At 68.3% G+C, this 24,288-nt stretch carries 18 protein-coding genes and 2 pseudogenes; 9 read left to right on the plus strand and 11 right to left on the minus strand.

Annotated features, from left to right (window positions below):
- Nucleotides 1–324: 324 nt before the first annotated feature.
- Both AQJ27_RS49370 and AQJ27_RS49375 read left to right on the plus strand, forming a co-directional pair.
- A pseudogene (locus tag AQJ27_RS49370) lies at nucleotides 325–740 on the plus strand (Gfo/Idh/MocA family protein); the annotation flags it as partial.
- Nucleotides 740–1,131 (plus strand): annotated as a pseudogene (locus AQJ27_RS49375) (sugar phosphate isomerase/epimerase family protein); the annotation flags it as partial. The pseudogenes AQJ27_RS49370 and AQJ27_RS49375, both read left to right, overlap by 1 nt.
- A gap of 146 nt (nucleotides 1,132–1,277) precedes the next feature.
- Here the strand turns inward: AQJ27_RS49375 and AQJ27_RS49380 are convergent.
- On the minus strand, nucleotides 1,278–2,723 hold the full coding sequence (locus tag AQJ27_RS49380) for a glyceraldehyde-3-phosphate dehydrogenase (RefSeq protein ID WP_067385276.1): 1,446 nt from the start codon (nucleotides 2,721–2,723) through the stop codon (nucleotides 1,278–1,280).
- A 537-nt stretch (nucleotides 2,724–3,260) separates the two neighbouring features.
- Between AQJ27_RS49380 and AQJ27_RS49385 the strand changes: the two genes are divergently transcribed.
- The 4 genes from AQJ27_RS49385 to AQJ27_RS49400 all read left to right on the plus strand — a co-directional run bounded on the left by AQJ27_RS49385 (nucleotide 3,261) and on the right by AQJ27_RS49400 (nucleotide 8,361).
- Nucleotides 3,261–4,691 (plus strand): family 2B encapsulin nanocompartment shell protein, encoded by a 1,431-nt coding sequence (locus AQJ27_RS49385; RefSeq protein ID WP_067385279.1) that lies wholly within the window; start codon nucleotides 3,261–3,263, stop codon nucleotides 4,689–4,691.
- The gene (locus AQJ27_RS49390) at nucleotides 4,688–5,746 is read left to right on the plus strand and encodes a family 2 encapsulin nanocompartment cargo protein terpene cyclase (protein WP_067385289.1); all 1,059 of its coding nucleotides are present in this window, start codon (nucleotides 4,688–4,690) and stop codon (nucleotides 5,744–5,746) included. Before AQJ27_RS49385 ends, AQJ27_RS49390 begins: the two co-directional genes overlap by 4 nt.
- 83 nt (nucleotides 5,747–5,829) lie before the next feature.
- Entirely contained in the window at nucleotides 5,830–6,699 is an 870-nt protein-coding gene (locus AQJ27_RS49395) for a geranyl diphosphate 2-C-methyltransferase (protein WP_096240599.1), read from the plus strand.
- 96 nt (nucleotides 6,700–6,795) lie between these two features.
- On the plus strand, nucleotides 6,796–8,361 hold the full coding sequence (locus AQJ27_RS49400) for a DUF1254 domain-containing protein (RefSeq protein WP_159064653.1): 1,566 nt from the start codon (nucleotides 6,796–6,798) through the stop codon (nucleotides 8,359–8,361).
- A gap of 57 nt (nucleotides 8,362–8,418) precedes the next feature.
- Here AQJ27_RS49400 and AQJ27_RS49405 read toward each other — a convergent pair whose 3' ends face one another.
- From AQJ27_RS49405 to AQJ27_RS49440, 8 genes are all read right to left on the minus strand, one after another.
- On the minus strand, nucleotides 8,419–8,796 hold the full coding sequence (locus AQJ27_RS49405; RefSeq protein WP_244313891.1) for a hypothetical protein: 378 nt from the start codon (nucleotides 8,794–8,796) through the stop codon (nucleotides 8,419–8,421).
- Nucleotides 8,797–8,842: 46 nt separating this feature from the next.
- Nucleotides 8,843–9,484, minus strand: coding sequence for a hypothetical protein (locus AQJ27_RS49410; RefSeq protein ID WP_067385301.1), 642 nt, complete (start codon nucleotides 9,482–9,484; stop codon nucleotides 8,843–8,845).
- Between the two features lie 213 nt (nucleotides 9,485–9,697).
- Nucleotides 9,698–10,036 (minus strand): nitrile hydratase accessory protein, encoded by a 339-nt coding sequence (locus AQJ27_RS49415; protein WP_067385303.1) that lies wholly within the window; start codon nucleotides 10,034–10,036, stop codon nucleotides 9,698–9,700.
- Nucleotides 10,033–10,632, minus strand: a complete 600-nt coding sequence (gene nthA, locus AQJ27_RS49420; protein WP_067385305.1) for a nitrile hydratase subunit alpha — start codon at nucleotides 10,630–10,632, stop codon at nucleotides 10,033–10,035. Before nthA ends, AQJ27_RS49415 begins: the two co-directional genes overlap by 4 nt.
- Nucleotides 10,629–11,333 carry a nitrile hydratase subunit beta gene (gene nthB / locus AQJ27_RS49425; protein ID WP_067385306.1) on the minus strand — a complete coding sequence of 235 codons (705 nt, stop codon included), beginning with the start codon at nucleotides 11,331–11,333 and terminating at the stop codon, nucleotides 10,629–10,631. The genes nthA and nthB overlap by 4 nt, the downstream gene beginning before the upstream one ends.
- A gap of 137 nt (nucleotides 11,334–11,470) precedes the next feature.
- On the minus strand, nucleotides 11,471–13,564 hold the full coding sequence (locus AQJ27_RS49430) for an FUSC family protein (protein ID WP_067385308.1): 2,094 nt from the start codon (nucleotides 13,562–13,564) through the stop codon (nucleotides 11,471–11,473).
- A 306-nt stretch (nucleotides 13,565–13,870) separates the two neighbouring features.
- Nucleotides 13,871–15,091, minus strand: coding sequence for a carbohydrate-binding protein (locus AQJ27_RS49435; RefSeq protein WP_067385311.1), 1,221 nt, complete (start codon nucleotides 15,089–15,091; stop codon nucleotides 13,871–13,873).
- Between the two features lie 202 nt (nucleotides 15,092–15,293).
- Nucleotides 15,294–15,899, minus strand: a complete 606-nt coding sequence (locus tag AQJ27_RS49440; protein ID WP_067385313.1) for a DUF3159 domain-containing protein — start codon at nucleotides 15,897–15,899, stop codon at nucleotides 15,294–15,296.
- A gap of 742 nt (nucleotides 15,900–16,641) precedes the next feature.
- Here AQJ27_RS49440 and AQJ27_RS49445 point away from each other — a divergent pair.
- Complete coding sequence (locus tag AQJ27_RS49445; RefSeq protein ID WP_067385321.1) at nucleotides 16,642–19,536, plus strand: AfsR/SARP family transcriptional regulator; 2,895 nt, start codon at nucleotides 16,642–16,644, stop codon at nucleotides 19,534–19,536.
- A 44-nt stretch (nucleotides 19,537–19,580) separates the two neighbouring features.
- Here the strand turns inward: AQJ27_RS49445 and AQJ27_RS49450 are convergent, their stop codons facing one another.
- Complete coding sequence (locus AQJ27_RS49450) at nucleotides 19,581–20,954, minus strand: hypothetical protein (protein ID WP_067385322.1); 1,374 nt, start codon at nucleotides 20,952–20,954, stop codon at nucleotides 19,581–19,583.
- Nucleotides 20,955–20,972: 18 nt separating this feature from the next.
- Between AQJ27_RS49450 and AQJ27_RS55325 the strand changes: the two genes are divergently transcribed.
- Entirely contained in the window at nucleotides 20,973–21,215 is a 243-nt protein-coding gene (locus tag AQJ27_RS55325) for a hypothetical protein (protein ID WP_067385327.1), read from the plus strand.
- Nucleotides 21,216–21,495: 280 nt separating this feature from the next.
- Nucleotides 21,496–23,250: a multicopper oxidase family protein gene (locus tag AQJ27_RS49460; protein ID WP_235614024.1), complete on the plus strand. Its 1,755-nt coding sequence runs from the start codon at nucleotides 21,496–21,498 to the stop codon at nucleotides 23,248–23,250.
- Nucleotides 23,251–23,395: 145 nt separating this feature from the next.
- On the opposite strand, the gene AQJ27_RS49465 is transcribed toward AQJ27_RS49460, so the two are convergent.
- Nucleotides 23,396–24,217: an alpha/beta fold hydrolase gene (locus tag AQJ27_RS49465; RefSeq protein WP_067385330.1), complete on the minus strand. Its 822-nt coding sequence runs from the start codon at nucleotides 24,215–24,217 to the stop codon at nucleotides 23,396–23,398.
- Between the last annotated feature and the right edge of the window lie 71 nt (nucleotides 24,218–24,288).

A 24,288-nucleotide genomic window follows, 5' to 3' on the forward strand; every position in this document is an offset into this window, starting at 1 on the left:
TGTTCATGCGACCTGCCGACTTCCACGGGACGGGTGGGACGGCCGCGCGGCCGAGCGCCGACCGTGCGTGCGCAGCGGACGCCGAGCCTCCGACTCCACGCTCCGGCCTGGGCTGCGCACCTACGAGGAGCCCCTGAAGAGCGAAGTAAGGGCGCCTCGGCGCTCGCCCGGTCACCGCGGGCCGGTCGGCAATCGAACGACCTCGATCTCGCGCCCTCTCATGTCCCGGTCCAGACCGGTCACTTGGCCAACAAGCGCACCGGCGGTCTCCGATGCCGCCACCCATGGAGTCGACGGCCGCCGAGGGCCGCCCACCGCCGCATCCGGGCACCGAAGGAGGTCCTCGCCTCCGGATCGATCGGCGCTCCGCTGATCGTGCACTGCCCCCACCGCAACCCGACGGTGCCGGAGTCGTACACCTCCGTGATGGCCGCGCAGGACACGGCCGTGCACGAGATCGACGTCCTGCGTCGGCTGCTCGACGACGAGATCGTCTCCGCCCGGGTGATCACCCCACGCGCCACGAGCAAGCGGTTCGCGCACCTCGAGGACCCGCAGGTCATGCTGTTCGAGACCGCGAACGGGGTGGCCTGGTCCGGCTGCCCGACCCGGCCGCCGTCGGGGTCCGCACCGCCGGACACCACGAGACCGCCGTACCGCAGGCCGGGATGGGGCGTTTCGCCGCCACCGTCGTCACCGTGGGCATGAAGCCCCGCCCCGCCCTTTACGGAGGCGTCGCATGGAGATCACCCTCGACCCGTACATGTTCCGCGCCCTGCCGCTCGACGAGATGGTCCGCACGGTCGCCGAACTCGGCTACCAGTACGCCGAGTTGTCTCCGCGCGACGACTTCATGCCGTTCTTCCTGCACCCACGGGCGAACGACGGCGTGTGGCCGACTTGAAGAACTCACTGCGCGGGCACGCCGTTCAGCTCTCCTCCGTGCTCCCGCTCTACAAGTGGTCCTCGCCGGAGGAGACCGAACGGCAGGCCGCCGACCGCTACTGGAGGCGGATGATCGAGATCACTGCAGAGCTCGAATGCCCTTTGACGAACTCGGAGTTCAACGACCGCCCCGACCGGGCGGCCGAGAGCGAGGCCGTCTTCTTGCGTTCCATGGAGGAACTGCTTCGGTCCTCCGCGTTCATGCTGGACCGCATCGGCAAGGAGCTCTCCGCGTAGCGCGAGCGACCCACCGTGCCCCGGCGGTCCGAAGACCGCCGGGGCACGGTGGGAGCGGACGGCAACCGAATGCCGACCGGGAGAGGCTGCCGCGATCAGACCGCTGGGGCCGGGTACGTCGGGTACTCCACCCCGGAGACGTGCTGGACGACGCGGACGACCTGGCAGGAGTAGCCGAACTCGTTGTCGTACCAGAGGTAGAGGATCGCGTTGTCGCCTTCGACCTTGGTCGCGCCGGCGTCGACGATCGAGGCATGACGCGAGCCGATGAAGTCGCTCGAGACCGCGTCGGGGGCGCTGATGAAGTCGATCTGGCGCTTGAGCGGCGAGGTCAGCGAGACATCGCGGAGGTGGTCGAGGACTTCCTCGCGTGTGGTCTCGCGGGCGAGTTGCAGGTTGAGGATGGCGATCGACACGTCCGGTACCGGGACGCGGATGGAGCTGCCGGTGATCTTCGCCTTGAGGTCGGGCAGCGCCTTGGCGACGGCGGAGGCGGCACCGGTCTCGGTGATGACCATGTTGAGCGGCGCCGAACGGCCGCGGCGGTCGGAGTTGTGGTAGTTGTCCAGCAGGTTCTGGTCGTTGGTGAACGAGTGGACGGTCTCCACATGGCCGCGCAGAACGCCGTACTCGTCCGCCATCGCCTTCAGCGGCGGGACGATCGCGTTGGTGGTGCAGGAGGCGCAGGACATGATCTGCTCGTCCGGCTTGATCGTGTCGTGGTTGACGCCGTGGACGATGTTGGGAACGTCGCCCTTGCCCGGTGCGGTCAGGACGACCTTGGCGATGCCGGGGCGAAGGTGCTGGGACAGGCCCTCGCGGTCACGCCACCTGCCGGTGTTGTCGATGAGGATGGCGTCCTTGATGCCGTACTCCGTGTAGTCCACCGACAGCGGGTCGTCGGAGTAGATCACCTTGATCTCGTTGCCGTTGGCGACGATCTTGCTGTTGGCCTCGTCGACGGTGATCGTGCCCCGGAACTGGCCGTGAATGGAGTCACGCCGCAGCAGCGAGGCGCGCTTGACGATGTCCTGGCCGGCACCCTTGCGGACGACGACGGCGCGCAGTCGCAGGCCGTTGCCGGAGCCGGCCTTCTCGATGAGCAGGCGGGCGACGAGGCGGCCGATGCGGCCGAACCCGTAGAGGACGACGTCGCGCGGCTCCTGGCGCTCGATCTTGTTGTCGCCCGTGGCACCGGCCACGGCCTCGGCGGTGAACTCCGCCACCGACAGACCACGGTCGTCGGACTTGTAGGTCGCGGCGAGCATGCCGATGTCGATCTGCGACGGGCCGAGATCGAGCGTGGTGAGAGCCTGCAGGAACGGCAGCGTCTGGATGACCGAGAGTTCCTCGCCGGCGATCTGCCGGGCGAACCGATGGGTCTTGAGAATGCTCACCACAGACTTGTTCACCAGGGAACGGCTGTGCAGCAGGACCGTGACGTCCCGCTCCCGGTGCAGCTTCCCGATGATCGGGATCATCGACTCCGCGATCTCCTCGCGGTGGTTCCAGTTGGTGAACGAGTCGTCATTGACAGTCACAGATTCATCTTTCGAGCTAGGTGGCGCTCAGATGGTAGCCCGACGCCCTTTTGATCATTCGAGCGGGGCCACCTGATCAAGAAGAACGCGCACCTGAGACGCTCGTACGCTCTCGCGCCGGTGGCGCGGGACCCGGCGACCCGCGTGCGAGTACACCCTCATGGCCGGTCCGCCTCGCGCGATGGGTACCCACTTCGAGGGCACGAATGCGCCCCTTTCACGCGGTTCCGACCGTCACCGGTGACTGTTTCGCTTGACATGGGGCGCGCGCTGCCCAACCGCCCGGACCGTCACGAGGTTGCTGTCCTGGCGCCCACCTCCCCGGAATCCGTCTTCGACCTCCACCGCCTCCGTGAACCCACGCCGCACGGCGTCTGACGTGTCGCCGGGGCGCCCCTTCGACACGGGTTCAGGTCAGACGTCGTCCGTGGCCGGGCAGCAGGAGCCCTTGCCCGAGGCGTACGGCGTCGTCGCCCTGCCTTGTTCGCTGATGTTCGTGCGTATCCACCCACGCCCGCTCACGTATCGGGAGGACATGTGACAGTCCCGGAAAGCTCACCAGAAAGCGCCGCCGGGCCCACCGCCGACGGACCACGGTCCACCAGTCTCAGCACCGACGCGGCACGTCAGCTGGCCACCACCACCAAGTCCGAACCTCAGATGCAGGCCATCACCTCGCGATGGCTGCTCAAGATGCTGCCCTGGGTGGACGTCAAGGGCGGCACCTACCGGGTGAACCGGCGACTCCAACTCCGCGTCGGCCGGGGCCGGGTGCAGTTCGAGCAGAACGGCGCGGACGACATCAGGGTCATTCCCGAGACACTGACCGAGCTGCCCGCCCTGCGCGGCTACTCCGACACCGCGGCCCTGCAGGAGATCGCCGCACGGTTCAGGGTGCGTGAGGTGCGTACGGGCCAGGTCCTCTTCGACGCCGGGCAGCCCGTCACCGAGGCCTATCTCGTCGTCCACGGCCGGTTCACCCGCTACACCACCGGCAAGTACGGCGAGCAGGAAGTCACCGGAGTCATCACGGACGGCGACGGGATGGGAGACGAGGCCATCGGCCAGGCCGACCCGCTGTGGTTCAGCTCGGTACGCGCCGAGACTCCGGGCGTGGTGCTGGCACTCAACTGGGACACGCTCATGGCGTTCGTGGAGCGCACCCCGTCGCTCGCCGTCCAGCTGGACACCTTCGCACAACAGCAGAGCAAGCCCATGAACCGCAAGGGCGAGGCCGACGTACCCGTGCAGGCCGGGCACGTGGGCGAACCCGTCCTCGCCGGCGGCTTCGTCGACTACGACCTCGCCCCGCGCGAATACGAGCTGTCCCTGACCCAGACCGTCCTGCGCGTCCACACCAGGGTCGCCGACCTCTACAACCATCCGATGAACCAGACCGAGCAGCAACTCCGCCTGACCATCGAGGAGATCCGCGAGCGCCAGGAGTGGGAGCTGGTCAACAACCGCGAGTTCGGTCTGCTCCACAACGTCGACTACGGCCAGCGCGTCAGCACCTTCTCCGGTCCCCCGACGCCCGACGATCTCGACGAACTCCTGTCGATGCGCCGCAAGACCCGGCTCTTCCTGGCCCACCCGAAGGCGATAGCGGCCTTCTTCCGGCAGTGCAACCGGCGCGGGCTGGTGCCCGGCACCGTGAACCTCGACGGCCACGAAGTGCCGGCGTGGCGCGGCGTTCCGCTCTTTCCGTGCGGCAAGATCCCGATCAGCCCCCAGCACACCAGCAGCATCATCGCGCTACGCACGGGAGAGAAGGACCAAGGGGTCGTCGGCCTGCACCAGACCGGCATTCCGGAGGAGTACGAGCCCGGTCTGAACGTACGGTTCATGGGCATCGACAGCACCGCGATCATGAGTTACCTGGTCACCGCCTACTACGCGATGGCCATCCTCGTACCCGACGCCGCGGGGATCCTGGAGAACGTCCAGGTCGGACGGACCGCGGAATGAGCACACCATCGGCTTCCGGATCGCCGACGCGACTGCCCGGGCCGCCCCGCCTCGTCCCCGTCACGCAAGCCCGGCGGAGCGGGGCCGTCCCCGGGCTGCGCCACCGGCCCGCCGCCCCCGCGGACCCGGGGAAGGCGGCGGAGGTCGACCGCAGGCTGGAGGCCTGGGTCCGCCGGCTCGACGCGTTCCCCAGGGCGTGGACGGGGGACTTCGCTGGATTCCAGTTCGGCCGGGCCGTCGTACTCCAGCATCCGGGCGCGGCCGACCTCGAACGTCTCACCGTGGCCGGCAAGCTGCTGCTGGCCGAGAACCTCGTCGACAACTGCTACTGCGAGGAGGACGAGGACAAAGGCGGCTCATCGCGCGGCCTCGGCGGCAGGCTGATCAGGGCCCAGTCCGCGCTCGACCCCTTCCATTCCACTCCCGAACTGGAAGCGCGGTGGCGGCGCGGCGTACAGGCCGACGGGCCGCTGCGCTCGTACCACGGAGCCCTCAAGGACTACGCCGTCTTCGCCACCCCCAGCCAGACCGACCGGCTGGTGCACGATCTCGCCCGGCTGCATCTGGGCTATCTCGGTGAGGCCGCCTGGGCCGAGATCCGGTACGTGCCACCGGTCTGGGAGTACCTGATGATGCGGCAGTTCAACAACTTCCGCCCCTGCCTGTCGATCGTCGACGCCGTGGACGGCTACGAGCTGCCCGAGGCCCTGTACGCGCGGCCCGAGATCCAGCGGATCACCGCGCTCGCGGGCAACGCCACCACGATCGTCAACGACCTGTACTCCTTCACCAAGGAACTGGCCAACGACCCCAGCCACCTCAATCTGCCTCAGGTCATCGCCGCGAACGAACGGTGCGGGCTGAAGGCCGCCTTTCTGAAGGCCGTCGTGATCCACAACCAGGTCATGGAGGCGTTCGAGGAGGAGGCGGCGGCTCTGTCCGCCACCTCACCTCTCGTCGAGCGCTACGCCCGGGGCCTGGCCGCCTGGGTGTCAGGGAACCACGAATGGCACGCCACCAACACCCACCGCTACCACCTGCCGAACTACTGGTAACACCCTGCCGCCCGGCCCGTCGTCCACCGCGCCACAAGGAGTCACCTTTGCCCATCACCGATGCCGGCACCGCGGCAGCGCCGATGCCGACCCAGGCCACCTGCCAGTCGACGTACCAGACCCGCGTCGCGGACTACTGGAACGCCGAGGAGAACCCGGTCAACCTCGAACTCGGAAAGATCGACGACCTCTACCACCACCACTACGGCATCGGAGACGTCGACTGGTCGGTACTCGACGAGAGCCGGGACGGGGGCGGGGACGGCGCTGCCATGCGCCGTGACCGGACCACCGCCGAACTGCACCGTCTGGAACAGGCACAGGCCGACCTCCTCGCCTCCCACCTCGGCCCCCTCTCCCGCGCCGACCACGTCTTCGACGCAGGCTGCGGGCGCGGCGGCGGAAGTGTGGTGGCCCATCTGCGGTACGGATGCCACACCGACGGCGTCACGATCTCGAGGAAACAGGCCGACTTCGCCAATGCCCAGGCCCGCAGTCGGAACATCGACGACAAGGTCCGCTACCACCACCGGAACATGCTCGACACCGGCCTGCCCTCCGGCGCGTATGCGGCTTCCTGGAACAACGAGTCCACCATGTATGTGGAACTCGACCTGCTGTTCGCCGAGCACGCACGGCTGCTGCGACGCGGCGGACGCTACGTGACGATCACCGGCTGCTACAACGACGCCTACGGGCGGGCCTCCCGGGAGGTGTCTCTCATCAACGCCCACTACATCTGCGACATCCACCCGCGCTCGGAGTACTTCCGCGCCATGGCCCGCAACCGCCTCGTACCCGTCCACGTCCAGGACCTGACCGCCGACACCATCCCCTACTGGGAACTCCGCAAGCAGGCCGACCACCTGGTCACCGGCATCGAGGAAACGTTCCTGAGCGCCTACGAGAACGGCAGCTTCCAGTACCTGCTGATCGCGGCCGATCGCGTCTGACGTCTCCGCCGCGTTGGCGCTCCTCCGAATGCGACCTATGGTGAGAAGTGGTGCAGAGGCTTCCCACGAGGTGTTCACAACGGGGAGGACATGATCATGTCCGAAGCCACACATCCCACACATCACCATCTGCTTCGGCGCAAGCACGACGATGCCGCAGGCGTCACGGCCACCATCAACCGGGCAGCCGGCGCCGCGGGCGCGGCCCGTCGGGCCGCGGCGGATGCCGTACGGCACCCCCAGGCCGTGGTGGAACGGTTGCGGCAGCTGCCTCAAGCGCTGCCACTGGTGCGGCAGGCGGTGACACCCATCCTGACCGGACGAGTGCGTGACTGGCGTGGGGAGTACGCCTACACGTTGGGTGAGCAGGCATTCGTCTACGGTTTTCCGTACATCTACAACGCCCGGCTGCGCCACCAGTGGGTGACCCAGCCGCGTGACCCGGCGACGGTGCCGTACGCCGCGGTCAACCACTTCTGGCACGCGCAGCGGCTGCTGGACGCCTCGTACCAGGACGGCGGTTGTCCGAACAACGACACCCTGTACTCGACCGCGTGGGTCAACCTGCGCGGCGAGCCGGTCGTTCTCTCGCATCCGGACATGGGTGATCGCTACTTCTCCTTCGAGCTGATGGGCATCACCTCCGACAACTTCGACTACATAGGCCAGCGCTCCACGGGATCCGAGGCCGGCCACTTCGCGATCGTCGGTCCGGACTGGAGCGGGACACTTCCCGATGGTGTGCGCCGTGTGGCGACCGCGCCGAGCCCGTGGATCCTGATCCTCGGCAGGACGCTGGTCGACGGCGAGGACGACGTGCCGAACGTGCAGACGCTCCAAGCCCAGTACCGGCTCACTCCGCTCAGCTTCTTCGACAGGAGCGGCGGGCCCGTCGACCCGGCGCGACTCCCGGCGAGCCATGATGTGCCGGCGCCGGTGGACCCCGCGCAGGATCCCCTCGGCCCGTGGAAGACGCTCAACGCCATGCTGGCCGAGAACCCGCCACCGGCGCACCACGCGATCCTGCTCAAGCAGTTCGCCGAGGTCGGCATCGGTCCCGGTCTCGACGTCGACGCCCAGCCCGAGGCGGTCAGACAGAACCTCATCAGGGCTGCGACTGTCGGTACGCCGATGCTCAAACAGCAGATGCTCAGCGGTGAGTGGGCACATGTGGTGAACGGTTGGCGCTATCCGCCACCGCAAATGGGCCGCTTCGGCGACGACTTCGTCAAGCGTGCCGCCGACCAGTCGTTGGCGGGCATCATGGCCAACGATCCCGACGAGGCGGTCTATCTGCTCAACTACGACGACGCGGACGGCAACAAGCTGTCGTCCGGCCGGTACACGCTGCGCTTCGGGGCGGGCGCGATGCCGCCCGTCGATGCCTTCTGGTCCCTGTCCGCGTACGGCGACGACATGAACCTGATCCCCAACCCGGCCGACCGCTACTCGGTCGGGGACCGCACGACCGGGCTCGTCATGGACCCTGACGGCGGTCTGACCCTCCATCTGCAGTCCACATCACCGGGCGAGGAGCGTGAGTCCAACTGGCTGCCCACACCCGAAAGCGGCACCTGGTTCGTGATCCTGCGCATGTACCGTCCGCACCGCGAGGTCGTGGACGCGGTGTGGGAATGCCCTCCGCTCACCCGAGTCGAGTGACCTGACGGGTCCGCAGGCCGCGCGTGGCGGCCCGCGGACCCGTGCATGGGGCTGCTCTCAGCCGATGTAGAGCTGGTATGTGGCGCCGTTGCTGGTGTCGTTCGCCGAGATGAGCCGGGGTTCCCACCGCCATCCGGTGCTGGGCTTGCGGTGGTGGAACTCGACCGACTGCCCGGCGATCCACCAGTAGCCTTCCGCCACGGTGCACCCCTTCGGGGCGATCTCCCAGAACCTCGAGCCGCCCCAGTCGCCGTACTGGTTCTCGCCGACGAAGTAGAACTTCACCGTCTCGGTGGACCCGCTGCAGACCTTGAGCTGTACGTACTTGTTGGCGGCGTAGGCCGTGCCCGGAACCGCCAGACCGCCGAAGAGGGCGCCTGCGACGAGTGCCGCCGTGGCGACTTTGCGCTTGAGACTGTGCATGGGACTGTGCATGGGACTGTCACCATTCTTGTTCTCGGACCGGTTGGACTGAACGGTGTCAGCAGTGCGCGCCGATTTCGGCCGAGGTCATCGGCCGGTCCTTGAAGTTGACATAGCCGTAGCTGGGGTTGTCCTTGTTGAAGCCGGACTGCTGGAAGTCGTAGATGTACCAGACGTAGTGGTCGTAGTACTTGTTCTTGAACTGGATCTCCCACCAGCCCTTGGCCTGCTGCTTCGAGGTTCCGCGCTCAAGCCACCCGACACTTCTCGGCGAGATGTTGATCGTGTTGGACTCGGTGTCGGTGTGGGAGTTCTCCCAGCTGTGGCTGTAGCTGGTCTCCACGGAGGCCTCGAAGACCAACGAGAACTTGTAGGTCGCCGAGACGGAGACGCCGACCGTGTTGCCGGCGGTGGTCGTGTCCGACCAGTCGATCCGGTGCTGGTTGGTGTTGCTCCCGCAGTTGTACGCGGTGCTCCCCACCTGGTGCTTCGGCCCGGTGTAACCCCAGTAGCTCTGCGGGTGGAACTTGCAGAGACTTGCCCAGTTGCACGCCTTCAGGAGTTCGGCGTTGGTCGGACTACTGGCCGCGAGTGCCTGGGGGGCCACGAGCAGTGAAGCACCCATGGTCAGAGCTGCGAGCGTCCCGGCCGTACGGGCAACATGCCTGGCCGATCCGTTCCTGCGGTACGCGAACACCATTGATCACTCCATGAGGAGGGCGGATTTCGGGGGATGTCGCGCCGACTGCGGTGGAACCATTCCGGCGACGTGCGATCGGCGTTCATCTCGTACATGAGCCTCGCAGCGCTCCATCAGGGTTTGATCAGAGCCGGATCAGAGGTGGCTCACAACCGAGGGGAGCTCGATCGAGGGCGCCGTCGTGTGCGCCGTGGTGGTGCGGGAACGTTCGGGTCAGTGGTGGTGGTCGTGCCCGGCCGGGCGTTGGGCCAGGGTGAGTGCACGAGTGGCGACTTCGTCGCAGGAGATGGTTCCCTGCTCGTCCAGTACGTCTTCCAGCGCGGCGAGCCAATGGTGGTAGTAGCTCCACGGCCGGTTCTGGTCGGGTGCGTTCTCCCACGCGGCGATGCGGGCGATGAGTGCGGCCTGGAACTGGGGCCAGGTGAAGGCGCCTGCCTCGTAGAGGGTGACAGCCATGCCGAAGGCGCGGCTCTCCCAGGGTGCGGAGAAAACGAGTTCCCCGTTGGCGCGGGGTGGAGCCGCGGTCCCGTCGACATCGAGGGGGGCCGTCACGCGGCTGCCGCCTTCGCCACGCCGACCATGGCATCCCGGGTGACGAGCGGGACGAGCTCCTCCTCGGTCAGGTGCTCGGTGCCGGCGGGCCGCTCGGGCAGGACGAGCCAGCGAACCTCGCTCGTGGAGTCCCGCACGGTGATGTGGACGTCGTCGCCGAGGTCGAGGCCCATCTCGGAGAGGACGGTACGGGGTTCCTTGACCACGCGTGCACGGTAGACGGGATCCTTGTACCAGCCCGGCGGAAGGCCGAGCACGGGCCAGGGGTAGCAGGAGCACAGGGTGCAGACGACGACGTTGTGGGTCGTGGGAGTGTTCTCGACGACGACGATGTGCTCGCCCTGGGGGCCGCCGAAGCCGAGTTCCTTGATGGCGGAGGTGCCGTCCGCCAGGAGCCGTCGGCGGTACTCGGGGTCGGTCCAGGCCTTGGCGACCACCTTGGCGCCGTTGAGCGGACCCACGTTGGTCTCGTAGTTGGTGATGAACGCATCAACGATCTCGGAGTCGATCAGACCGCGTTCGGTGAGCAGCTGTTCGAGTGCCTCGGTGCGCAGGGCCGCGGAAGGGGCCTCGCCGGATTCGCTGGAGGTCGTCATGAGGTGGTCTCCAGGTAGTTCTCGAACAGGTCCACAGTGACGGCGAAGGAGTCGGCGCCCTCGCCCCACAGTTCGTGCGAGTCGAACCGTACGGAGTAGACGTGTTGGGGGTTCTCGCCCAGAAAGTGCGCATGGGTGTCGGGGAAGACGGCAGCGGGCTGGACGACCTCGACGACGCCGGCATGTCCCCGGACGTACCCGGGCAGGCGGGTGTGCCCGGGCGGCGAGATGTTCTGGGCGCGGACCCGTTGGCCGACGGCGAAGGCGGGGGCGGCGTCGATGGTGCGCAGCGAACCGGGAGCGGACCGCCAGGCGGCGATCGCAGAGGTGGGCGGGCCGGCGTCGGGTCGAGCGGATTCGGGGACGGAGACGGAGACGGGGGGATTCTCGACGTGTTCGCCGCGCAGGGCGCGGGCCCGGGCGTCGATCTCGCCCGGGGCGAGGACGGCGCCCTCGGTGAGCATCAGTTCGGCGGCGTTGAGCCAGCGGCCGAAGTAGCCCTCATCGAGGTAGGCGGCTCGGTCCAGGCGTTCCTGCGCGTGCCGGAATGCGTCCACATTCCGACCGGACACCCTGGTGGCCAGGATCGTCAGCGCGGCGGCCCGGCCCTGCCAGGGCTCCGCGAAGACCGGTTCGTCGGCCCTGGGCGGACGCGCGGGGCCCCATCCCGAGGTGCCCCCCATGTCAGCGATGCCCTCCATGACGCGACTCCCCAAATAGCCGCATAACGGACCAGATACTCGAATCCTATGCGACCGGCGCCTTCTGCGCCGCGCGCCGGGATGGATCGGGTCGTTCAGGCAGCGCGAGGGGTGACCCTCCTGGGCCCGTCGGGCTCTCAGGTCTTGGGGCTGACCGAGTCCTCGATGCGGGCGAGCTGGTGGTCGATCTCGGTCAGCCACACTTCGAGATCGATGAGTGTGGGCAGGGCCGGGTGGTGCTCCGGCAGCGTGGGGCCAGGGGGACTCCGGCCGGGTGCGGGACGTTCGTCGGTGGTGAAGTACGTGGCGATGCGGTCGGCGTCCGTCGTCAGCTCGGCGGCCGTCCCGCGGACCCACGCGCGCGCGTCCGCCGCCACATCGGGCAGGGGCGCTTCGAAGCAAGGAAGCCGCTGGGCACCGAGCACCGTGTGGTACGCCACGATGAGCACCCCGTGCCAATCGGCCTGGGCGCCCTCCCAGGCGGTGGGTGGCTCGCTGCGGAACTGCGCATAGGCGGCCTCCGCCAGACGCAGGTGCCGCAGGGTCGGCGACGTCGCGGGCGGAGACGGAGCGGCCGCCGACGGGGCCAGCAGCGCCTCGACCGTGGCGGGTACCAGCGTCCCGCACGAGCGCAACAGGGTCGCCATGGTGCGGTGAACCTCTTTCCGTGCCCCCGCCGGCCAGGCGAGCAGCCCACACAGAAGGCCGATGACACTGCCGGTGACGACATCGACGATGCGGGCTTCCGACAGTCGCCAGCTGGTCGGGGTGATCTGGGCGAAGGCGAGGGAGACCACCAGCGTGAACAGCCCCTGAGCGTAGGCGACTCCGAGCCGCGGGCCCAGAGCGAAGGCGATGAGCATGCCCGGCACGAGCAGGACGGCATAGGCGTCCAGGTGCCGGCCGAGGGCGATGAGCAGCACACCTGCCGCGACAGCCCCCACCAGGTTGCCGACCATGGCCTGGCGCACGGCCCGCCAGGTGGCGCCGACGGTGGTACGCCCCAGCGTGAGGACCGCGAGGAGGACCCAGAATCCGTGCGCGAGGTCGAGCGTGCCCGCGACAAGACGGGCGATGGCGAGGCCGCACGCGACCCGTACCGCGTTCTGGAACCACACCGAGCGATGCGTCGCGTTGCCCACGATGCGACGCGCCCACAGCTGCGTCGTGGGCAGGTCGGCGTACCAGAAGAGTTCGCGGGGCCGGAGAGGTGAGGTTCTGCGGCCGACGGCAGAGACACCCACGGCTGTCACCGCGATCCACGTCGACTCGGCCAGTGTCAGCTCCGCCGCCTGTCGCCGCAGGACGTCGGTGTCCGCGCCCGGTTCCCCCGGGTCGGCCGCACGGCGGATCCGTTCCGCCTGGAACTGCCGGATCGCCCTGTCGAGCGCGTCGGCCGTCGGTGGACGCTCACCGACGCGCAGGGCCGCACCCGTCTCCTCGCACGTCCGCGCGACGCGTTCGCGAAGCGCGGCGGCCGATGGATCCGTGCGCGGTGCCGCGCCAGCAGGCACGGACGTCGTGCTCCGCGACGCCAGCTGGTCCAGGACCCGGCGGACCGCGGCTCCCGCCTGTGCCAGGGCCCGGTCCCGGCGCCCTGGACCGGTCGGGCGCTCGCCTGGGGAAACCTGCGACAGCCGCATCCCCTCGCTGAGATAACGCAGCCTCGCTACGGAGACGCGGGCCGGATCGACCGCTGCCGCGGCGGCCGTCTCCAACGCGTCGGCAAGCACGATCCGGTAGCGCGTGGCAGGTGGACCGGGCAGCACGAACATCTGGCACAGGCCGAGGAGTACGACGCCCACGGCCACGCCCGTCAGCCGGGCGCCCAGCGTCTGAGGGGCGTACGGCGGGAAGCAGGCCAGGATGTAGAGGAGTTGGAGACCGGGGGCGGGACCCGCCGTACGAGGCCCGGCGACCACGGTGAAACTCAAAAAGAATCCGACGATCAGCATGCCGGCCACGGCGGCCGCCGTGCTCACCGCGAGTGCCGTGCCCAGCGCGACGAAAGCCACTCCGAACGGCAGGGTACGCAAGGTGATCCATGCCTGCTGCCGGCCGGTCCCGGGAATGGTGGACAGCAGGCCGAGCGAGATCGGTGTGAACAGTGCGTACAGCGCCGCCACGGGTTGCTGAAGGCCGTAGAGGAACGCGTAGAAGCCGACGCTCGCCGAGCAGGTGACCTGAATCGACCGTCGTAGGATCGCGGCACCGCCCGGCCCCGACGTCATGCGTGCTCGCCGCCCGCGCCGGTACGTGCACCGCGAACGGCCCCTGACGGCAATGGCGGCTGTCCGCGCATGACGACGTTCCTCTCGGCAGGCACCGCGTGTCCTCGACGACCGGGCCTGTGCCCATTTTCGACCCTCTGAAGGGCCGGCGCACGTGGTGGCGGCCCTGATCGGCGCTTGGGCACACACCACGCACTGGGTTCCGGGCCGCGCGGCGGCCGGTGGGCGGGGCACCTCACGGGCCCCGCCCACCGGTCCGGCACATCTCGGGCGGTCAGGTCGTCAGGCGGTCAGGCGGTCAGGTCGTCAGCAGGCACCCTCGTCCTGCCAGACGCCCCAGTCGGAGGCGACGGGGGTCTCGTTCTGAGTCCACCACTTGGCCTTCCAGTTGTGGTTGTTGTACGACACCTCGTTGCCGACGGTGTAGACCGCGGTCGAGCTCCAGGCCGGCTTGCACCCGGTACTCGGGGGCGTGGGCGTGGGCGTCGGCGTCGGGGTGGGAGTCGAGGAGGGCGGCGTGGCCCCGGCGAACTTCACCGAGTACTTGGCGAAGTCCCAGGAGTTCTGCGCCACGCTGGAGCAGGTGCCCGAGGTCCGGCCGCCGTTGTCGGCGGGGGTGCACTGACGGTCGCGGTTGAGGGACCAGAACGTGAAGCGGTCCATGTTGTGGCTGGTGGCGTAGTCCAACACGGTCTGGAAGTCGGTCTGCGTGAAGAACTCGCCGGTGTCGCTGCGCCCGTTCATCCCGGAGAAGCCCTCGTGGGCGTAGGCGGTCGCCTGGTCCCATCCGAAGGTGGACTGCAGGATCTGGTTGAAGTTGGTCAGCGCGCCGGTCTGCGACGCCGCGCCGTTGAAGCCGCCGTCGAACGGCATGATGGAGAAGTTGTTCGGGGTGAAGCCCTGCGACTTCGCCTCCAGCAGCATCTGCTTGCCGAACCAGCCGGTGCCGTCAGCGGTGCCGGCGGTGGTGACGGAGACGTAGAGTCCGGGGTTGTTCTGCTGGAGGATCTTCGCGGCGCCGATCTCGTTCTTGATGGCCGCCGTGTTCTCGTACTCCGGCTCTTCGAGGTCGAAGTCGATGGCGTGCAGACCGTACTTGGTGATGACCTGCTGGTACGCCGCCGCCGTGGCAGCCGCGTCCGAGCACACCTGGCCGAGCTTGGTGCCGCCGTAACCGCCGATGGAGACGGAGACGTCGCCGCCCTTGGCACGGATGGTGTTCACGACCGACTGCACGGCGGTGTCCGAGGAGACCGCGGCCGTACCGCCCCATGTGGGGCTGCAGCCACCGCCGTTGGGGGCGAGGACGAAGGCGAGCTGGAACGCCTTGAGGCCGGTGGCGTCCATGATGGCGGCCGGGTCCGGCGGGTCGTTGTCGAGCGGCATCAGGTAGGGAGCCGCGGCGTACCAGCGGTTGCTGAGTGCGGAGGTCGCGCCGGAAGCGCTGCCCGCGACCAGTGCGGTCGTACCCGCTGCGGCGAGTCCAACGGCGGCCGCCGCGCCCAGACATGCGCGAAGACGTCTCACTGCGTGCCTCCAGGAGGTGGGGAAGAGTCGCCCCAGCTTCCTGCAGGTGTTGCGTCCATGCCAATGGATTGGCCTAGACCAGATAACTTTTGGACTAGACCATACGATTGCTTTACCTCTCCCCCGCTACCGGAGGAACCGAACACGGTGCGACATCACGATTGACGCGGACGAACCGCGGTGCGTGGCCTCCGCCGCCGGGTCAGCCCCGCGCCTGCGCCCTGACATGTGCCGGGTACCACTTCGTGAAGCGGATCGCCGCGACCAGCAAGGCGATCGGGATGACCCAGTTGAGCCAGTCCGACCCCGACTTCACCCGCAGTGCGAGCAGCCCCAGCAGGGCCGTGACCAGGAACACCCCGCCCCACATCGCCGTCAGGATCCTGTTGGTGCGCCGGAACAACGGTGTGTCCCAGTACTGGCGGGGCACCGACTCGCGTGCGTACTGCTCGGTGAACGGTGTGAAGGCGAGGGAGCCGAGTGCCACGACGGCGATCACCCCGTTGGCCAGCGTCTGCGCGTAGGTTTCCAGCCACATCAGGTCCTGGCGGTCCACCGCGAGCCCGAGTACGAAGATGACGGCGAAGAACACCAGACTCGCCGCCTCCAGAATCTTGAAGCTCCCGCGCCGCAGGTCGGGCACATTGAACACCAGGGCCGCGATGAGCGCTGCCAGTGCGGCGTACTTCCACGTACTGGGGCTCGCCACCACGTCAAAGATGATCCAGGGGGCGAAACCGAGGAAGACACTGTTGGTACGCAGGTCTTCGCCGCTGGGCACATCGGCCTGCGCATCGCCCGCCGACATGCCGGACGGCGTCATTCTGGACGGCGGCATCGCGGACGGCGGAGACTCACCGCTCCCCGTCGCTCCGAGTCCTCGATTCGCATCGGGTTGAGCCATCGGACACCTCCGCGGATGGCGCCTCCATGTCGAAACCGAGAGCGCGAGGAAACCCCCGGCCGGGCGCTGAGGCGAGGACCTCTGCTTCTCATGCTGCGACCGCCCCAACCCCGCCGCATCCGCTGCGGAAGTGCCCCAGTATGTGTTCGGCACTCAACGCGTACGACTCGTCGGACGGGACCAGTGAGTCGGACGGACCGGACCCGACGGTGACGCTCGACTACGGAAAGTGGCCCCGATTGGCACTCGGTGACTCCGAAAGGTCGCGCTCGGGCCGAGCGGCCGACAGGGAGGGCGGCAGCGGTCCGGCACGAGTCGTGACCGATCCGGCCGCCGGGACCATGCCACGAGCCCGCGGCGCCCTGGGGGTCGTACCGGCGCGACGCGTCGAATTCGCCCGAGAGGAGTTCCGCACCAGGAGTCGGGCCCGGTGGCGCGCGTACGGATCCCGGTGCGAGTGCCGCTGGGACTGCACGGATGCCGGCTGCCGGTAGCCGACGAAGGAGTGACGGCACGCACGGTGCGGGATTCAGCTGATGCCGGAGGCCTCCAGGACACTGCCGTATGCCGGTAGTCCTTCAGATGGGCGTCCCAGCGGCGTGACGTAGGGTGAGCGCCGGGGGTGGAAGACCAGAGGGGGCATGAGGTGGCGCCGGATCCGGTGCGGTTCGCGGTACTTGGACCGGTTCGGGTCTGGCGGGCGGGGACGGAGCTGTGCCTCGGCCGTCCGCAGGAAAGGGCGCTGCTGGCACTGCTGTTGGTACGGGCGGGTCAGCCGGTCTCCGTGAGCGAGATCGTCGACGTCCTGTGGGGCGGGCGTCCGCCGGACACCGCGGTCAATGTGGTCCACCGGCATGTCGGGGCACTGCGCCGTCTGTTGGAGCCCGGCCTTCCCACCCGGGCGACGGGCCACTGGCTGCTCCGGGACACGGGCGGATACCGACTCGTGGCCGACAGTGACTCTCTGGACCTGTTGCGCTTCCGTGCGCTGCGGGTCGAGGCCCGGCGGGCCGCCTCGGACGGAGCACCCGCACGGGCCGTGAAACTTCTCAGCGAGGCCTTGTCCCTGTGGCAGGGGCCGACGGCCCACGGGATCCCCGTGGAGGCGCGCGCACACACGGCGTTCGTCTCACTGGAGGACGAGCGCCTCGCGACCCTGAAGGAGGCCGCCGATGTCGCGCTGCGCGCGGACGTGCCGGGTGTGGTCCTCCCCCGGCTCCGGGAAGCCGCTGCCGACAGCCCGCTGGACGAGCCTCTGATGGCCAGGCTGATTCTCGCGCTTTCGGCCACCGGTCGGCGGCCCGAGGCGCTCAGCGCATACCTCACCGTGTCGAGCCGTCTCGCCGACGAGTTGGGCATCGATCCTGGACCGGAGCTGCGGGACGCCCACCAGGCGGTGTTGTGCGACGCGCCATCCACGGGGGCCGGGCCCACAGCCGCAGCCTCCGAGGCACGCACCGCCGACGATCCAGCGGCCTCGAACCTCGTCGGTCCGCGAGCGGCCTCGCTTCCCGTCCCCGCGCAACTGCCGCTCGATCTACCGACGTTCACCGGTCGGCGGGCCGAACTGGCCGAGGTCCTCGCACCGCTGTCGAGCGAGGGGCGGTCCGCCGAAACAGTGGTGATCAGTGCCATCGGCGGAATGGCCGGAATCGGCAAGACCACGCTCGCCGTGCACTGGGCCCATCGGGTCGCGGACCGCTATCCCGACGGGCAGCTCTACGTCAATCTGCGGGGCTTCGACCCATCGGGGGCCGTCCTGCGTCCCGACGAAGCGGTCCGCGGTTTCCTGGACACGCTGGGGGTACCGCCCGACCGCGTCCCGCACGGTCTGGACGCCCAGGCCGCGCTCTACCGCAGCCTGCTGGCCGGACGCCGGTTCCTGGTCGTGCTCGACAACGCGCGGGATTCCGATCACGTACGGCCGCTGCTGCCCGGCACGCCCGGCTGCCTCACGATCGTCACCAGCCGCAACCAGCTCTCCGGTCTGGTGGCCGCCCATGGAGCCCACTCCCTCACACTGCGTCCGCTCGGCGCCGACGAGGGAAGGGAACTCCTCGTCCGCCGCCTGGGGGCCGAGCGGGTCTCCGCCGAGCGGGAGGCGGCGGCGGAGATCACCGCACTGTGCGCCGGGCTGCCGCTGGCCCTGGCCTGCGTCGCCGCCCGCGCCGCCACCCACCCGCACTTCTCGCTGTCGGCCGTCGCCGCCGAGCTGCGCGAGGCCCATGGCAGTCTCGACGCCTTCATCGAGGCCGACACGTCGGCCGATGTCGCTGCGGTCTTCTCCTGGTCCTCCCGCGCCCTCTCGCCCGCCGCCGCCCGCCTCTTCCGACTGCTCGGACTGCATCCCGGACCTGATTTCACCGCGTCGGCCGCGGCCGCCCTGGCCGGGCTCGCGGTACGGGAGGCGCGGCTGCTGCTGACCGAGCTCTCCCGCGTGCACCTCATCAACGAGCACGCCCCCGGCCGGTACGCCTTCCACGACCTGCTCCGCGCCTACGCCGCCGAACTGGCGCACACCCAGCACAGCGAGGCCGAGTGCCGAGCAGCCGTGAACCAGCTGTTCGAGCACTATCTGTACACGGCGCACGCCGCCGGTCGGCTGATCGCACCGTACGTGGACACGATGCCGCTCCCGCCTCTCCCCGAGGGGACCCTCCCCGAACCACTCGCCGACGACGAGTCGGCTCTGGCCTGGCTCGCGGCCGAGTACGCGGTGCTGCTCGCCGTCATCGACACGGCCACGAGCTCCGGTTCGGACCGCCTTGTCTGCCTGCTCGTCTCGTCACTGGAGCGGTTCTTCGACCGGCAGGGGCACTGGCACGATTGGGCGGCCGCCCAACGGACCGCGCTCGACGCCGCGCTGCGGCTTTCCGACCCCGTCGTGGAAGCTCACGGCCTGCTCGGACTGGCCCGGGTGGCGGGCCGGCTGGGCCTGCGCGACGAAGCCGGTGCCCACCTCGACCGTGTCCTGGAACTCTTCACCGCACTCGGAGACGACGTCGGACGCGCCTACGTCCACCTGAGCCTCGGCTGGGAGGCCGAGCAGCACGGTGACCTGCCCGGTGCCCTCCGGCACGACCGACTGGCCCTGGACCTCTTCCGGGCCACTGGCCGGCACGCCGCGCAGGCAACCGCTCTCAACGCGGTCGGCTGGGACCACGCGACGCTCGGGGATCACCAACAGGCCCTCAGCCACTGCCTTGAGGCCTTGACCATTCAGCGGGATCTCGGAGACCACATCGGCCAGGCCGCCACCTGGGACAGCATCGCCTACGCCCACCACAACCTCGGCGACCACCCGCAGGCCCTCACCAGTTACCGCAACGCCCTCACCATCTTCCGGGAGTTGGGCGTGCCGGCCGAGGAGGCCGGAACCCTCGTGCGTATCGGTGACACGCACCGTGCGACAGGCGACCACGCGGCCGCCCGCGCCGCCTGGCACAGCGCCCTCACCCTTTTCACCGAACTGGCCCACCCCGACGCCGAGCGGGTCCGGGCCCGTCTCGATGAACTCGGCGAACCGCACGGTGACACGTGAGGAGAGGTGTGCCCCGGGAATCTCTGCCCCGGGGCACACTTCGGTCAGCTGAGTGAGCTGTCTATCGAGGACAACGGCACGGAGAACAGCACCCGTTGCGGAATCGCGGTGTCGGTTCCTGTCCAGTGCCCCGTGCTGTCGGCCGCCCATTCGGTGAGCGTCCACACCCGGCCCGTACTCCACCAGTAGGACATGCTCTCGGTGTGCTGGCCCCAGCAGGCGTACATGATGTCCTGCCCGCAGTTGGCGGCCGCCGTGGCTCCGCTGGTGTTCTGCCGCCACAGGATGCCGTGCTGGTCGACACCGCCGCGCGCGTCGTCGACGTAGAAGTTCGGAGTGCCACCGCTGGTGGCGCTGTGCGACAGCACGCCCTGCAGCCCGACGGCGTTCGTCTCGTACGCCGCCGAGGCGTTCACGTGGCTGCTGCTGTCCGTGGCGAGGTAGCCGGGCTCGGAGCTGAAGTCGTACCGCCAGATGCGGGCCGGCTCCGTGCCGCCGGAGGAGAACCACTCGGTGGCGACCAGGCTGTCCGGCACGCTGCTGCGGTCCAGCGAGATGGAGCCGAAGCACGGCCGGGAGTCGTCGTTGGTCGCACTACAGGCTCCTCCGGCGAGACTGTAGGAGCCGATGGCCGGCATCACGTACTGGTAGCCGTCCGCCGACCATCCGCCACTCACCTTGCCGACCGCGGAGCTGTTGACGGTCGCCTGGAGGATGCGCTTCATGTCGAAGATGTACATCACGTTGTTGTCGGAGTCCTTCTCCCACGACGTGACGATCAGCTTGTCCTGGTACCAGACCATACCGCCCATGTGGGACTTGAGCGCGCGGTAGTCGGTGCCGCCGTTGAGCGGGATGACCGGCAGCACCCAGCGGTACTTGAAGTTGCTCGGGTCGTTGGCGTCGATGAAGGCGATACGGCCCATGTGGTCGGTGGTGGTGGTGCCGTTCTGACCCCACCCGGACAGGATGACCTTGTTGGTGCCCCACACTCCGTCGTTGTCCGCGTCTCCGGAGGACGTTACCGACTGCGGCAGCCAGTCCTGTGTCACCGCGTCACCGGTGTCCCAGCAGTAGGCGGACTCAGCGGTCGGTTTCACCGGCAGGGCAGCGGTCTCGGTGCTTTTGCAGTTCGCCGCGTTGCGCATCGGGTGGTTGGCACTGGCGAGGACCTCGTCGACCCCGCGGGAGGTGCCCATCTCGCTCGCCAGGTTGTCGAGAGAGGCCGTCGGGACCCGGTGCTCGACCAGTTGGAGCTTCGACAGCTCCGAGGACGAGGTGATCGTGGTCAGCTTGTTGGGGTTGTCGCCGGGGGCCGCCTGAGCAGTGCCCACCGGCACCAACAGCATCGCCACCGCCAAGTACGCGGTGGTCGCAGCGGGTCTCAGGCCCTTTTTGAGTATTCCATGGATCTTCACCTGACAGATGCTAGGACGATGTTGACCTCGATTCGTCAGCGGCTTCCACTCGGTGATCGTCCCGGCGGTTCGCCGCTCCTGGCCGAACTCACCGCTCAGCCGCGGGAGATCACCCACAAGGCGCTGGACGCGCTGCCCCGGACCAGCCCCACGCGCCACCTGCCCGTCACCCGCATCGCCGACCCGACCACCCACCGCTTCCACCACGACAACAAGGTATTGAAGATGACTTCCGATTTGCTGCCGAGATCGGCTCAATGAGTGGCTTGATCAGAACGGACTGGCGTGCTGCGGTTACGTGCCGAATCAGCCCCTGTATTCCTTGGGCGTCACGTGAGGCGACGGAAGGATGGGGACGATGATTGAGCGAAGGAAATTCCTCATGGCCGGTGGCCTGGGAGCTGCGGCCATGTTTCCGCCGGGTGTTCTGGGAACGCGGGCGTATTCGGCGACGGCTCAGCCACCCGCAGGGTGTGAGGACCCCGCGGGGACGCCGAACACCCCTCCGCTGAAGAAGTTCGTCGACCCGCTACCCAGGCCGATGACAGCCATCTCGGATCCTTCCGTCTATCCGGGCGCCGACTACTACGAGGTCACGATGCGGCAGAGCTCGTGGCGCTTCCACCGGGATCTCAAGCCGTCACCCGTGTGGGGTTATTGGGCCACGAACCCGCACGATCCTCACAGGCCGATCGGCATGGGATATCTCGGGCCGACCTTCGACGTGACCATGGACCACCCGACGGTCGTCAAGTGGCGCAACGAACTGCCGACCACCCACATGTTCCAGAAGGTGATCGACATGATTCGCGACAAGGCGCCCGTCGTCGCCCCGATCCCTCCGCCTCCCTACAAGTACGTCCCGCAGTTCCCCGATGACATCAACGTGTGGAACGTCGTACACCAGCACGGCGGTTACACAGCGCCACAGTCCGACGGCCTGCCGGAGCAGTCGTACAGCCCGAAGGGCTTCCACGCCGAGGGCTACACCACCCTGGACCCGAGCCGGGTCAAACCCAACGAAGCGATCTACGGCTACACCAACCACGACCATTCGTGCATGCTCTGGTATCACGATCACGCCATGGGGATGAGCGCTCTCAACGTCTATGCGGGCCTTGCCGGTCTCTACCTCATTCGTGACCCCGCCGACGAGCGGCTCGGGCTGCCGCGAGGCGAATTCGAGGTCCCCCTCATCCTGCAGGACCGGACCTTCCACGAGGACGGCTCGCTCGCCTACACGATGACCGACAGAGAAGGCGAGGACACCCCGGTCGTCAACGGGAAGGCATACCCTTACCTTGACGTCGAACCGCGACGCTACCGGCTGCGCATTCTCAACGCTTCGAACGAGCGTTTCTGGCGGCTGAGGTTCGACGTAGACCCCAGAGACGCAATTCTTGAGCCCCCACTGCCGTTCTGGCTGATCGGCACCGACGGCGGCTTCCGCGCCCCGTTGCACATGCTGGACTTCCTGATCAGTCCAGCCGAGCGGTACGACCTGATCGTCGACTTCAGTCGGGTGCGCCCGCACACGAAGGTCACATTGACGAACTACCCGGGAACGCAGGTCCACTTCCCCGGCATCCCCGGCTGCGGACCGGAAATCGCAGACATCATGCAATTCCGGGTCACCAAGCAATTGTCCGGAGGCGGGGACAGGACGACACCGCCCGAGAAGCTCAAGCTGCACTCGGTCGCACCCATCGAGCCGAAACCGCAGACCCGTCGGCGGGAATGGGTCGTGTACCAGCACCAGCTCTACAGGACGATGACGTTCAACGCGGTGCCGTACATGGAGCCGTCCCAGGACTTCATCGAGGAGGGCTCGACCGAGATCTGGGAGTACATCAATCCCAACCACGACGCCCACCCGATGCATGTGCACCTCGTCAACTTCCAGGTGCTGAACAGACAGCCGATCGACGCGGCCCGCTACCAGACGGATTACGAAAAGTGGATCTCCGGTGGCCGCAAACCGAAGGAACACCCGGTGTTGGCCAACTACTTCACCGGCCCGCCGGTTCCGCCGGACCCTGACGAAGCGCTGTCCTACAAGGACACGGTCAAGGCCCCCGCGCAGATGGTGACCAGAATCATCATTGAGGAATTCGTCCCGCCGACGGATGACATCGCGTCGATTCCGAACAGCGGCGCCGAGCTCCCGGCCACGTACATCCACCACTGCCACCTCCTCGAACACGAAGACGACGACCTGATGCGTCCGTGGACGATCGTCGGCCCCGACGGCCACCACCACGACAGCGGCCACGACGGTGGCGGCCACAGCCACTGACGGGATCGATCGAAACGCGTGTGCCGGTCCGCGCCCAAGGGGCCCGGACCGGCACCGCGGATGAACAGACCGAGGTGTATGGGAGGTTCGCTGCCGCTTCTACCCGCGCTTCCGTGCCCCCTCAACGTGCTCGGCCGCTACAGCTTCACCGCGTCCGCCCCGCGCGGTCGAGGGCGGCGACCTCGCGTACGGCCTCGGCGATGGACGGGAAGTCCTTCTTGAGGATCGCACCGTGGTTGCCGGCGACCTTCGCGCCGATCTGGATGTTCGGGTTGCCGGCGGTCACCGCATCGAGGCCGGTGCGTATCCGTTCCTGCTCGTCACCGCGGCTTCCGAAGGACGTCCCCGAAGCGACCACGTACCGTACAGGGACGGTGATGTCGTCCAGCACGGGGCCCAGCTCGCGCTCGCGGGAGAGCCTGCCGAGCTCGATGTTGCTGTTCGCCTGCTGTTCGGCGGTCATCCGCGGGGCCAGGCCCGTCGGGCGCAGCAGCGGCAGGAACCAGCCCATCCGCCGGAACAGCTTCCGGATCCGCTGCTCCATGGCCTCGTCGAGCCAGTCGTACGGGAACGCGCCGTCGACCAGGACCGCGCCCAGGGCACGTTCCGGATTCCGGCCGGCCCAGTGCGCCCCGACGACCGCCCCGTAGGACCAGCCCACCACCAGCGCCCGGTCCACGCCCCTGGCCGCGAGAACGGCATCGACATCCCGGACGGCTGCCTCGAAGGAATAGTCCACCGAACGCTTCGATCTGCCGCGGGCCCGCTCGTCGTACGTGATGTGCCGCCACCCTGTGCCCAGTTCGGCGACGACCCGCCTCCAGTACCCCTGAGTGGCGAACTGGCCGTTGAGGTAGACCACAGGGATACCTGGACCGCCGGTGTCGGTGACGGCCAGGGCCGTATCGTCGACCGGCACCATGCCGGTCCACTTCGAGCCGGTCGAGGAAGTGCTGTTCTTCGTCATGTGTTCCCCCTGGCTGGTTCTGGTTCAGTTCGTTCAGAGGCTGTGGGCGGTGATGTCGCCGCGGGAGGTCG

Source organism: Streptomyces olivochromogenes, from assembly GCF_001514115.1.
GTDB lineage: Bacteria > Actinomycetota > Actinomycetes > Streptomycetales > Streptomycetaceae > Streptomyces > Streptomyces olivochromogenes.

Excerpts from the sequence above, each read along its gene's own strand:
- AQJ27_RS49390 (WP_067385289.1), top strand. The coding sequence starts at position 4,688 with ATGAGCACACCATCGGCTTCCGGATCGCCGACGCGACTGCCCGGGCCG.
- AQJ27_RS49395 (WP_096240599.1), top strand. The coding sequence starts at position 5,830 with ATGCCGACCCAGGCCACCTGCCAGTCGACGTACCAGACCCGCGTCGCG.
- AQJ27_RS49400 (WP_159064653.1), top strand. The coding sequence starts at position 6,796 with ATGTCCGAAGCCACACATCCCACACATCACCATCTGCTTCGGCGCAAG.
- AQJ27_RS49405 (WP_244313891.1), bottom strand. The coding sequence starts at position 8,796 with ATGCACAGTCCCATGCACAGTCTCAAGCGCAAAGTCGCCACGGCGGCA.
- AQJ27_RS49410 (WP_067385301.1), bottom strand. The coding sequence starts at position 9,484 with ATGGTGTTCGCGTACCGCAGGAACGGATCGGCCAGGCATGTTGCCCGT.
- nthA (WP_067385305.1), bottom strand. The coding sequence starts at position 10,632 with ATGACGACCTCCAGCGAATCCGGCGAGGCCCCTTCCGCGGCCCTGCGC.
- nthB (WP_067385306.1), bottom strand. The coding sequence starts at position 11,333 with ATGGAGGGCATCGCTGACATGGGGGGCACCTCGGGATGGGGCCCCGCG.
- AQJ27_RS49430 (WP_067385308.1), bottom strand. The coding sequence starts at position 13,564 with ATGACGTCGGGGCCGGGCGGTGCCGCGATCCTACGACGGTCGATTCAG.
- AQJ27_RS49440 (WP_067385313.1), bottom strand. The coding sequence starts at position 15,899 with ATGTCGGCGGGCGATGCGCAGGCCGATGTGCCCAGCGGCGAAGACCTG.
- AQJ27_RS55325 (WP_067385327.1), top strand. The coding sequence starts at position 20,973 with ATGTTGACCTCGATTCGTCAGCGGCTTCCACTCGGTGATCGTCCCGGC.
- AQJ27_RS49460 (WP_235614024.1), top strand. The coding sequence starts at position 21,496 with ATGACAGCCATCTCGGATCCTTCCGTCTATCCGGGCGCCGACTACTAC.
- AQJ27_RS49465 (WP_067385330.1), bottom strand. The coding sequence starts at position 24,217 with ATGACGAAGAACAGCACTTCCTCGACCGGCTCGAAGTGGACCGGCATG.